At 56.5% G+C, this 11,590-nt stretch carries 10 protein-coding genes; 8 read left to right on the top strand and 2 right to left on the bottom strand.

The features are described from left to right. The first annotated feature begins 160 nt into the window (after positions 1 to 160). Both ASD95_RS15960 and ASD95_RS15965 read left to right on the top strand, forming a co-directional pair. Complete coding sequence (locus ASD95_RS15960) at positions 161 to 439, top strand: DUF2790 domain-containing protein (protein ID WP_056724982.1); 279 nt, start codon at positions 161 to 163, stop codon at positions 437 to 439. 277 nt (positions 440 to 716) lie between these two features. Further along, the gene (locus ASD95_RS15965) at positions 717 to 1,370 is read left to right on the top strand and encodes a hypothetical protein (RefSeq protein ID WP_056724984.1); all 654 of its coding nucleotides are present in this window, start codon (positions 717 to 719) and stop codon (positions 1,368 to 1,370) included. Between the two features lie 295 nt (positions 1,371 to 1,665). On the opposite strand, the gene ASD95_RS15970 is transcribed toward ASD95_RS15965, so the two are convergent. Together ASD95_RS15970 and ASD95_RS15975 are read right to left on the bottom strand one after the other, a co-directional pair. Beyond that, positions 1,666 to 1,965 carry a hypothetical protein gene (locus ASD95_RS15970; protein ID WP_056724986.1) on the bottom strand — a complete coding sequence of 100 codons (300 nt, stop codon included), beginning with the start codon at positions 1,963 to 1,965 and terminating at the stop codon, positions 1,666 to 1,668. 336 nt (positions 1,966 to 2,301) lie between these two features. Then, a complete protein-coding gene (locus tag ASD95_RS15975; RefSeq protein ID WP_056724988.1) occupies positions 2,302 to 2,943 on the bottom strand; it encodes a response regulator in 642 nt (213 codons plus the stop codon). Between the two features lie 298 nt (positions 2,944 to 3,241). Between ASD95_RS15975 and ASD95_RS15980 the strand changes: the two genes are divergently transcribed. The 6 genes from ASD95_RS15980 (at position 3,242) to ASD95_RS16005 (ending at position 11,531) form a co-directional block, all read left to right on the top strand. Beyond that, positions 3,242 to 8,110 (top strand): HAMP domain-containing protein, encoded by a 4,869-nt coding sequence (locus ASD95_RS15980; RefSeq protein WP_056724990.1) that lies wholly within the window; start codon positions 3,242 to 3,244, stop codon positions 8,108 to 8,110. Between the two features lie 49 nt (positions 8,111 to 8,159). Further along, positions 8,160 to 9,293 carry an ATP-binding response regulator gene (locus ASD95_RS15985; RefSeq protein WP_056724992.1) on the top strand — a complete coding sequence of 378 codons (1,134 nt, stop codon included), beginning with the start codon at positions 8,160 to 8,162 and terminating at the stop codon, positions 9,291 to 9,293. 218 nt (positions 9,294 to 9,511) lie between these two features. Further along, a complete protein-coding gene (locus ASD95_RS15990) occupies positions 9,512 to 9,790 on the top strand; it encodes a DUF2790 domain-containing protein (protein ID WP_056724994.1) in 279 nt (92 codons plus the stop codon). A gap of 278 nt (positions 9,791 to 10,068) precedes the next feature. Beyond that, positions 10,069 to 10,722 (top strand): hypothetical protein, encoded by a 654-nt coding sequence (locus tag ASD95_RS15995; protein ID WP_056724996.1) that lies wholly within the window; start codon positions 10,069 to 10,071, stop codon positions 10,720 to 10,722. 83 nt (positions 10,723 to 10,805) lie between these two features. Further along, positions 10,806 to 11,012, top strand: a complete 207-nt coding sequence (locus ASD95_RS16000) for a co-regulatory protein PtrA N-terminal domain-containing protein (RefSeq protein WP_056724998.1) — start codon at positions 10,806 to 10,808, stop codon at positions 11,010 to 11,012. A gap of 51 nt (positions 11,013 to 11,063) precedes the next feature. Then, the gene (locus tag ASD95_RS16005; RefSeq protein WP_056725116.1) at positions 11,064 to 11,531 is read left to right on the top strand and encodes a thiol-disulfide oxidoreductase DCC family protein; all 468 of its coding nucleotides are present in this window, start codon (positions 11,064 to 11,066) and stop codon (positions 11,529 to 11,531) included. Positions 11,532 to 11,590 lie beyond the last annotated feature (59 nt).

Here is an 11,590-nt window from a genome sequence, read left to right on the forward strand (position 1 = left end):
TGGTCAAGAGGCGTCAAGCGCGGGGAATTCCCGGGAGTTTGCAGCTGCAGCCACTACAGGCTTTTCAAACGGGCGCGTTTGTCGCGGTGAAGTGAACTTCACTTTCTCGACGTGTCACATTAGGTCCTTGTCAAGCAAACGTCAGTAGAGGTACAGCCTTATGAGCATGGCCACAATTGTCAGTGCGGTGATTTCCAGTCTCGCACCCAGTGTCTTCGACCAGAACAGCCTGCAAGAACCCGGCGCGCATGTCTCGGCCGTCGATTACCACTACGGAATGGACATCGATGTGAAACAGGTACTGCAGCGTACCGATACATCCGACAAGACCGGCGTGGTGCCGGTGACTGTTGTCTACCTGGACAGCCAGGGCGAGGTTCACAAGATCCGTTTCCTCGAATGGGGTGGAAGCCCCGCCGACCCCGCCAGCATTGCCTGATCAATCAGTCGATCGGGTTCCGGGCTTCGCCGCCCTCCCCAGAAGCGGAAGTTAAATCTCATATGCACTCAGTGCGGATGATGTTTATTGTTACCTGAAAATGGACATATTCGAATGACTAAAAGTTCATTCGCGAAACTCACTATTATCTTGCTGGCGTAATGTCACAAGATTAATTGATAACAATTGCTGGATCTAAATGGCAGTCAGCAACGGTAAACCCAATCAATCCGTGCCGAGAGCCAAGTTGATTCACTATTGAAGCCAAGAGGTCACCATGGAACTTAGTATGTTCTCTTCGTCCACCGTGGAATATGTGCGTTTGGGCGTTGTATATTTTCATCTTATCGCCTGCTGCGTGGCAATCGGGCTGGTCTTGACCAGTGACATTGCAATGGTCAAGCAACTCCTGAAGGGGGATGCGTCAGGTCACCACGATGACGCGCACATGGAAAGCCTTCAAAAAACCGTAGTGCTTGCACTTGTAGCGCTTTGGATTACGGGTATTGGCATTGTAGGGATCGATTATGCCGGCAAGGGGATGGAGTATTTTCTCAATCCAAAATTGCAAGCCAAGATCGGCATCGTTGTGCTGTTGACCTTTAACGGCTTCCTGTTGCATAGCGCTGTATTGCCGGCGCTGAAAAAAGCCGGTTCGTTACTCAAGCTTTCCTTCAGCCTGCGCATGCTGGCGCTGTTCTCCGGCGCCCTCTCTGGCGTGTCGTGGTTCTATGCCGCCATGCTGGGTGTTGGTCGTCCGCTGGCCTGGAAGTACTCGCTGGTGGAGTTGCTGGCAGCCTATCCGTTTCTCATCGTCGGTGGATTCGGGGCGATGGTACTGCTCACTGCCTGGGCAAAAAGCAAAGACACCGAAGCGCGTATGGAGCAAGGCACCAGGACAATAGGAAACGCCGCCCTGGCTGGATGGTGAAGCCAGGTTGAACACGGAAGTTCAGCTTTAGCCAATAAATTCAAATTCCGCTGCTTAGCAGTTCACAAAACCTCGGCTGACAGAAGTGTGCAGCCTCAAGCCTCGCTGGCAGCACCCAAGGTGCTGCCAGCGCCGGTTTAACCAAGATCCCGCCTACACCCAATCCAGTGTGTTGAAACCGCCTCGACAGCACGGGCATTATGCTCCGTCGCCTCAGACCCTTTCGCTCATCCCGATCAATAATGCCGCGCGCCTGGAACTCGTCCGCTAACCTCGGATGAGTTGAGATAGGCGTCTATCGCTTGCCCTTCATACAAACTATGGAAAGATAAGCACCCCAAAGAACACCGCAAAGAGCAAGTATCAACTCCGGATTGAAAATGCTCTGCTCGACCGGCGCTACCAGGATTTCGCTATAAAGGCACACCGCGCCCGCGATCAACGCAATAAAGTAGCCGGTCCGGGTTCTGGTCCGGCGCAATAACAGAACCTTTTTCAGCCCCTCGTCTTTCCACTCCTGAGGGGGCATGAGTTGGATCTCCTCCAGCAGCACCACACCCCACAGCAACGCACATAACCAATAACCTATCATCATGACGTCTCCAGTTAGAACATTGGTTCAACACGAATGCAGCGTGCACTCCTCGCTCAACTTGCGGATATCGATTCCGGAGTCTTTTCTGACTTGTGAAAATGGCTGTACAAGACGCTGACAAAGACAACTCCATTGAACGGACGAAAATTTGCCGAGAGGTAAATATGCTTGATTGGTACGGTCCCCGCTATCGACGTTAGCAGGACTTCTTTGTAGTGATTCCACTACAGGCAGGCAGGACCAGGCGACGTTTCGGCGATGCCGGGCATGTGCCGCGGAGTGCTGAGGAAGCCGAGAAGGATTGAGCGGCCCGGCGGCGTCGGATGGCAGGGTGTACTAAGTCAACAGGCCGTTTTCGAGCGCATAGCGGGCCAGTTTCGCGTTGCTGTCCATCCCTGTCTTTTCCAGGATCCGTGCCCGGTACGTCGTGACGGTACTTGGGCTCAAGTGCAGTATCTGAGCGATGCGGACAATCCTCTCGCCTGAAGCGAGGAGCTTCAGTACTTCAAGCTCCCGGTCGGATAGTGCTTCGTGGGGTGCCCCGTCGCTTCTGCCGATAGCGTTGACCAGTTTTTCTGCCAGCTCAGGACTGACGTGCTTGCCGCCTGAGGCCACCTTGCGAACTGCCGTAACCAGGGTGGCTGCGGAAATATCCTTGGTGAGGTATCCCGCTGCGCCGTGCTTGATCGCGCGTAATGCATAGGCCTCGACCGAATGCATGCTCAACATCAGAACGGCGAGCTTGGGCTTCTCTGCACGCATGAGCTTGAGCAGTTGAAGGCCGGTCTTGTCGGGAAGCTGAATGTCTACCAGCGCCACGTCGAAATCCTGCTCCCGGACCAGGAGCATTGCGCCTTGTGCCGTCTCTGCTTCGCCCGTAACGTCAATCTCGCCGGCAGTCTCCAGCATGCGTCGCACGCCGCTACGCACGATGCTGTGATCATCTACCAGCAAGACTCTGATTTTGTGGTCACTCATCTGTATTTTCCATTCGGCAGTGGCCTGCAAGCCATGGAATCTGCTGCAGAGCTTGACGTTAGCAGGCACAGAGCACACTTGCACTTTTGCCTCAGGCGTTAGTGCTCACATCCCCGGACCGCGGTTGCAGTCACTTGGAACGGCCTGTTCCCGGCCAATTTCCCCCAGGATCCGGGGTATTGCGCCAACCTTGCTAATATTTCGTAAGCCAACGCTCAGCTTTCAGCATGGTCAATACTGCAATGCCGGCTCCTGCACGACGCCTTGCGCTTGGCATCCATCTTGACTGGACATAGACATGGCCACAGTGACGACACCGATCGAAGCTTTCGACATGAAGACGTTGCTGGCAGCGCTGAAGGCGTTGCGCAATGGTGACTTCACCACGCGTATGCCGGAAGACTGGACCGGCATGCCGGGCAAGATCGCCGACACGCTCAACGAGATCATCGACATGGCGGCCGACACCGCCACGGAATTCGAACGCGTGGCGCGACTGATAGGCAAGCAGGGCAAGGTCGATGAGCGCATCGAACTGCCGATGATGAAAGGCTCATGGCAAAAGATCGTCAACTCGAGCAATGCACTCACCAGCGACCTCATCAGTCCGATGAACGAGATGATCCGCGTTATCGGCTCGGTTGCCGAGGGTAATCTGAGCCAGCAGGTACCACCGGTACTCGACGACCTGAAACTGCGGGGCCAGTTCCTCAAATCCGCCCGGATCGTGAACACCATGGTGACTCGACTGGGCTCCTTCGCTTCCGAGGTCACCCGCGTGGCGCGCGAAGTCGGCACTGAGGGGATACTCGGTGGTCAGGCCAATGTCAAAGGGGTGTCCGGCACATGGAAAGACCTGACCGACTCCGTCAACGACATGGCCGCCAATCTGACCACCCAGATGCGCAACATCGCTTACGTGACGACCGCGGTGGCCAAAGGCGATCTGGGCAAGACGATTACCGTCGAAGTCAGGGGTGAGATTCTCGAGCTGAAAAACACCATCAACACGATGGTCGGCCAGCTCTCGAGTTTCGCTGCGGAGGTGACCCGCGTGGCACTGGAAGTCGGTACCGAAGGCAAGTTGGGCGGCCAGGCGGAAGTGCGCGGCGTATCAGGCACCTGGCGCGACCTGACCGAGTCGGTCAACGGCATGGCGGCCAACCTGACCACCCAGGTGCGCAACCTCGCACAGGTGACGACGGCGGTGGCGCGCGGCGACCTCGGCAAGAAAATTACCGTTGAAGCCAAGGGCGAGATTCTCGAACTGAAAAACACTATCAACACGATGGTCGACCAGCTCTCCAGCTTCGCCTCTGAGGTGACACGCGTCGCGCTGGAAGTCGGTACCGAAGGCAAACTGGGCGGACAGGCCGAAGTGACTGGTGTGTCCGGTACCTGGAAGGACCTGACCAATTCGGTCAACGGCATGGCGGCCAACCTGACCACCCAGGTGCGCAACATTGCCGACGTGACGACGGCGGTGGCCAACGGCGACCTGTCGCGCAAGATCACAGCCGAAGCCAAAGGTGAAATTCTCCAACTCAAGGAAACCATCAACACAATGGTGGACCAGCTCTCGACCTTTGCCGACGAAGTGACGCGCATGGCTCGCGAAGTGGGGACTGACGGCAAGCTCGGGGGCCAGGCCAGGGTGACGGGCGTCGGTGGAACCTGGAAAGACTTGACCGACTCGGTCAACAGCATGGCGGCCAACCTGACCAATCAGGTGCGCAACATCGCCGACGTGACGACGGCGGTGGCCAAAGGCGACCTGGGGCGCAAGATTACCGTGGAGGCCAAGGGCGAAATCATGGAGCTGAAGAACACCATCAACACCATGGTGGACCAGCTCAACAGCTTTGCCGCCGAAGTAACGCGGGTGGCGCGCGAAGTCGGCACTGAAGGAAAGCTCGGGGGACAGGCACAGGTGCAAGGCGTGTCCGGTACCTGGAGGGACTTGACCGAAAACGTGAACTTCATGGCGGCCAACCTGACCAGCCAGGTGCGAGGCATCGCGAAAGTGGTGACCGCAGTAGCCAACGGCGACATGAAGAAAAAACTGACACTGGAAGCCAAGGGCGAGATCGCCGAACTGGCCGACACCATCAACGGTATGACCGATACGCTGGCGCTGTTCTCCGACCAGGTAACCTCGGTGGCGCGTGAAGTGGGCGTCGAGGGCAAGCTGGGGGGCCAGGCGAACGTGCCGGGTGCTGCCGGCACCTGGCGCGACCTGACCGACAACGTGAACGGCCTGGCGGCCAACCTGACCAATCAGGTGCGCGCAATTGCCGACGTGGCGACGGCCGTGACCAAGGGCGATCTGACTCGTTACGTGGAAGTGGAAGCAAAGGGTGAAGTGGCGGAATTGAAGGACAACGTCAACGAGATGATCCGCAACCTGCGGGAAACCACGCGGCAAAACGCGGAGCAGGACTGGCTCAAGAGCAATCTCGCGAAATTCAACCGTCTGCTGCAGGGCCAGCGCGATCTGGCGGCAGTCTCCAAGATGGTGCTGTCTGAACTGGCTCCGCTGATCAACGCCCAGCACGGTGTGTTCTACATGATGAACGAGAGCCCGCCCGATCCCGCGAAACTCAAGCTGCTGTCCGCTTATGCGTACAAGGGAAACATCAATGTGAACGATGAGTGGCGGCTCGGCGAGGGCCTTGTCGGGCAATGCGCCTACGAGAAGCGACGCATCCTGCTGACCGATGTACCCGCCAATTACGTCGCGATTTCATCGGGACTGGGTGCGGCCGCCCCGCTGAATATCATCGTGTTGCCGATCCTGTTCGAGAACAAGGTCAAGGCCGTCGTCGAAATGGCTTCGTTCACGCGCTACAGCATCATTCATCAAACCTTCCTTGATCAGCTTGCTGAATCGATTGGTATCGTACTCAACACGATCGAAGCCAATATGCGTACCGAAGAACTGCTCAAGCAGTCGCAATCGCTGGCGCAGGAGTTGCAAAAGCAACAAGAGGAATTGAGACAGACCAACGAGGAACTGGGGGACAAGGCTGGACTGCTGGCGGAACAGAAAGCCGAAGTCGAGCGCAAGAACCGCGAAGTCGAAATCACCAAGCTGTCGCTGGAGGAGAAGGCGGAGCAGCTGATGCTGACCTCGAAGTACAAGTCCGAATTCCTCTCCAGCATGTCCCATGAGCTCAGAACGCCATTGAACAGCCTGCTGATCCTGGCCCGGCAGCTCAGCGACAACGCGGAACACAATCTCACACCAAGGCAGGTCGAATATGCCAAGACCATCCGTAGCGCGGGCAAAGACCTGCTGGAACTGATCGACGAGATTCTCTATCTGTCCAAGATCGAGTCAGGTACGGTCACACTGGATCTGAATGAAGCGCTGTTCGCCGATTTGCACGACCAGATCGAACGCACCTTCCGGCCGGTCGCCGAAAGCCGGGGCCTCACCTTCACGATTGAACTGGCGCCTGCCCTGCCCCCCGTCATCTGGACCGACGAAAAGCGCCTGCTACAAGTGGTCAAGAACCTGCTGTCCAATGCCTTCAAGTTCACTGAGCAAGGCAGCGTCAAGATCAGCATCGAACCCGCTGTGTCCGGGTGGAGCGTGGATAACAGCGAGCTCAATCGTGCCGATACAGTAGTCGCATTCGTGGTCACCGACACCGGCATTGGCGTATCTGCCGGCAAGCAGAAGCTCATCTTCGAAGCGTTCCAGCAAGCAGATACCGGAACCTCACGTAAATACGGCGGCACCGGCCTCGGCCTGTCGATCAGCCGTGAGCTCGCACACCGGCTGGGTGGAGAGCTGCGGTTGATCCCCGGTGAGATCGGCCCGGGCAGTACTTTCGCGCTGTACGTACCCTTACGTACAGAGAATGCCCAGCGTCAGACGCTAGACGAGTCAGCGACTGAGACAGAGACAGTACCTGGCCAAGTCAAGCGCGACCCCATGTCAAGCCCGTCTGCACAGATACCGGACGACCGCGAGTCTGTCCAACCCGGGGACCAAGTGCTGTTGATGCTCGAGGGCGACGCCCGATTCGGCAGCATTCTGCTCGAGGCCGCGCACCAGGAGGGGTTCAGGGCTATCGTCACGACCCGTGGCGCAGATGCACTGGAGCTTGTCGAGCGCTTCCAACCCGCTGCGATCACGCTGGACCCGGGCCTGACGGACATCGATGGCTGGTCGCTGCTCGAGCAGTTGAAGCGCAATTTCGCTACACGTCACATCCCGGTCCAGATCATCTCCACCACTGACGACCACACACGCGGGCTGCGCTACGGCGCTTTCGACTATCTGCTCAAGCCGGTCACAGCCGACGAGATTCAAAATGCGCTGGTCGGCATCGTGGCATTCGCTCGGCGCAAGACCAGGAACCTTCTACTCATTGACGACAACGAAGGGAGCCGTGCCCATATCCTCGATCTACTCGGCAACACCGACGTGAAGATCGAAGCGACCGCCAGCGACACGCAAGCCTTGAAGAAACTGGCAAAGAAACGCTACGACTGCATGGCAATCAATCTCAAACTGCCCGACGCATCCGGCATCAGGTTGCTCGAGGCGTTGCAGGAAGACCGCGCCATGCGTGAATTGCCGATCGTCGTCTATGGTGCGGAGACACTGACCAAGCCGGAACGCGAGCGTTTCAGGACCCTGCTCGGCAAGGGCGTCATCAAGGCCGTTGAGTCCCCCGAGCGCATACTCGACGAAACCGCGCTGTTTCTGCACCGCGTCGTAGCCAGGCTGACGCAGACCCAGCGCAGGTTGCTGGAAAAACTCTATGAGGGTTCGGACAGCCTCGAGGGTAAAAAGGCCCTGGTGGTCGACGATGACGTGCGCAATATCTTTGCCCTGACCAGCGTGCTTGAGTGCAACAAAATGCTGGTGGCCACGGCCGAAAACGGCCGAACCGCCATAGAACTGCTGCAGCAGCAGCCCGATACCGACATTGTGCTGATGGACATCATGATGCCCGAGATGGATGGCTATGAAACCATGCGCCAGATCCGCACATTCAAGAGATTTGAAACCCTGCCCATGATTGCGCTGACGGCCAAGGCGATGATGGGTGACCGCGAAAAGTGCATCGAGGCAGGAGCCTCGGACTATGTCAGCAAGCCGGTGGATACCGACCAGTTGCTGTCACTGATGCGCAAATGGCTCTATCGATGACTGTGTACCGCGCTCATTGCGCGCTAGCGCAAACCGAAGTGGCATAGATATGCAACAGGAACCTCCGGTATTCAATGAGAGAGCCCAGGCGCGGCACCCGCTCCCGCCTGATGGCGTGCCAGCATCTGTGTTGCTGGTGGATGACAATCCCGCCAAGCTTACGGCGCTCGCCGCGGTGATTGCGGACATGGGCCTCGATATTGCCACGGCGACCTCCGGACGCGAGGCCCTGCGCCTGCTATTGCAACGCGACTTCGCCGTCATTCTGCTCGACGTGAAAATGCCAGTGATGGACGGTTTTGAGACCGCGGCACTCATCCACGGCCGCCCGAAGTCGGCCCACACGCCCATTATCTTCGTCACAGCTGAGGCCGACACGGATTCCGAGCGTTTCCGCGGTTATACGTCCGGCGCAGTGGATTACATCTTCTCGCCGATTGTGGCCGAGGTTCTTCGCGCCAAGATCCGGGTGTTTGTCGACCTGTTCTACTTGCAGCGCAAGCTGACGATGCAGGCCGAAGAGTTGCTGCAATCGAAGCTGTTGCTGCGCGAACTGGCCTCCTATCAGGAGCACATCAAGGAAGAAGAGCGAAAGCGGATCGCACGCGACATCCATGACGAACTGGGACAGAGTCTGCTGGCTTTGCGAATCGATGTCTCCATGTTGCAGGCGCGCACCAGTACCATGCACCCCAAGCTCAACGAAAAGGCCAGTGATGCCCTGAATCACCTCGATACAGCCATCCGCAGTGTCCGCAGTATCATTAATGATCTTCGGCCCCCCGTACTCGATCTGGGATTGCAGGCAGCAATCGAGTGGCAACTTGAAGAGTTCCGGCAGCGCAGTGCGATCGATTGCAAGATGTCGGCAAAAGACGAAAACTTCCGTTGCGATCTGAATGAAAAATCCGCCACGACTCTGTTCCGTATCGTGCAGGAATCGCTGTCGAATATTGCCCGACACGCGCAAGCGACAAAGGTGCATATCGAACTTTCCAGGGAGGGTCGTTGGCTTTATCTGCGGATCAAAGACAATGGCGTAGGCATGACGGATCGCAAAAAATTGAACTCGTTCGGGCTGGTGGGAATGAAGGAGCGCATCAGCATGCTGGGCGGAGAATTGACGATCGACAGCGCGCCGGACAAAGGAACGAGATTAACGATATCGCTGCCACTCGACTGACCCGGATGGCCCTGATTCACCTTGCGTGAAAATCCGTCATGACATGTCATGACCTCCTTAAAAAACGGACTTTACCCAACAAATACGGGGTTTAAAGGACGAATGGTCAAGAGGCGTCAAGCGCGGGGAATTCCCGGGAGTTTGCAGCAGTGAACTTCAGTTTCAAGACATGTCACATTAGGTCCCCGTCAAGCGAACTTCAGCAGAGGTACAGCCTAATGAGCATGGCCACAGTAGTAAGTGCCGTGATTTCCAGTCTCGCACCAAGCGTCTTCGACCAGAACGGCCTGCAAGAACCCGGCGCGCATGTCTCGGCCGTCGATTACCACTACGGAATGGACATCGATGTGAAACAAGTACTGCAGCGTACCGATACATCCGACAAGACCGGCGTGGTACCGGTGACTGTTGTCTATCTGGACAGTAAAGGCGAGGTTCACAAGATCCGTTTCCTCGAGTGGGGCGCAAGTCCGGCCAACCCCGACAGTATTGCCTGATCCACTCGCCAATAGAGTTCCGGGCCTCGACTGCCCACCCCCAGAAGCGGAAGTTAAACCTCATACTGCGCCCAGTGCGAATGATGTTTTTTGTTACCTGAAAATGGACATGATCGAATGACTAAAAGTTCATTCGAGAAACTCACCGTTATCTTGGCGGCGTAATGTCGCAAGATTAATTGATAATAATTGCTGAATCCTGATTGCAGCCAGCAACGGCAAACTCCAACTAAGCCGTGCCGAGAGCATTACTGATTCACTGAAGCCAAGAGGTCACCATGGAACTTAGTATGTTCTCTTCGTCCACCGTGGAATATGTACGTTTGGGCGTTGTATATTTTCATCTTATCGCCTGCTGCGTGGCAATCGGGCTGGTCTTGACCAGTGACATTGCAATGGTCAAGCAACTCCTGAAGGGCGATGCCTCAAGTCACCACGATGACGCGCACATGGAAAGCCTTCAAAAAACCGTGTCGCTTGCACTTGTAGCGCTTTGGATTACGGGTATTGGCATTGTAGGGATCGACTATGCCGGCAAGGGGATGGAGTATTTCCTCAATCCCAAACTGCAAGCCAAGATCGGCATCGTTGTGCTGTTGACCTTTAACGGTTTCCTGTTGCATAGCGCTGTATTGCCGGCGCTGAAGAAAGCCGGTTCGCTACTGAATCTCTCCTTCAACCTGCGCATGCTGGCGCTGTTCTCCGGCGCCCTCTCTGGCGTGTCGTGGTTCTATGCCGCCATGTTGGGTGTCGGTCGTCCGCTGGCCTGGAAGTACTCGCTGGTGGAGTTGCTGGCAGCCTATCCGGTGCTCATCGTCGGTGGATTCGGGGCGATGGTACTGCTCACTGCCTGGGCAAAAAGCAGAGACGCGCAAGAGCGCAAGGAGCAAGGCACCTGGTCACCAGGAAACGCCGCCCTGGCTGGATGGTGAAGCCAGATTGAACCAGGAAGTTCTAGTTTTGCGAATAAATCCTGCTGTTATCTATTAACTAAATCTCACTTGAGGATACCCAAATGAAATCCATGAAAGCCCTCTTCGTAGTTGCCACTCTGACCGCCTCTTCTCTGGCGATGGCCACAGGTGGTGGTGATAAGACCTTCGCACGCATGGAGTCGGCCCGCAAAGTCTCGATGGACACCTACCAGGTAGCACAGAAACAGAAAACTGAAGGCGCTGTAGCTGAAAGCAAAGCCAAGGCAACCGATCGCGCCAAAAGCTGATCTGTGTAGCGCGCCCCCCGGTTAACTGAAATGTGCGGCCTCAAGTCTCAAATGCCAGTCTCGCAAATCCGTCCCTCACCCGCGCCCCTGCTCGAACCAGGAGAGACGGTGGTCTTGTTCGACGGTGTCTGCAAACTGTGCAATGGCTGGGTGAGGTTCTTGATTCGCCATGACCGCCAGCGGCGCCTGCGGTTGGCGGCGGTTCAGTCACCCGAGGGGCAGGCTCTGCTCGCATGGGCAGGTTTGCCCATGGATCAATTCCACACCATGGCGGTGATCCGCGACCGACGCTACTGGGAGCGTTCGCAAGCTTTTTTCGAAGTCATCGCCCAGCTTCCCCCACGCTGGCGCCCCGTGTCTCTGCTGCGCATCTTCCCTCGTAAACTTCGAGATTGGGCATACGACCGCATTGCGCTTAATCGTTATCGGCTCTTCGGAAAATACGACACCTGTCTGTTACCGGATCCTGATCATGAACAGCGTTTTTTGAAGTCTTTGCCTGAATCATCGCGCAATTAATAACGATCATCCCTTCTAAGCAAATACATATCATTCCGATACACGTCATTGACGCTACT

The sequence above is a fragment of the Pseudomonas sp. Root71 genome (assembly GCF_001429045.1).
In the GTDB taxonomy this organism is placed as follows: Bacteria; Pseudomonadota; Gammaproteobacteria; order Pseudomonadales; family Pseudomonadaceae; genus Aquipseudomonas; species Aquipseudomonas monachiensis.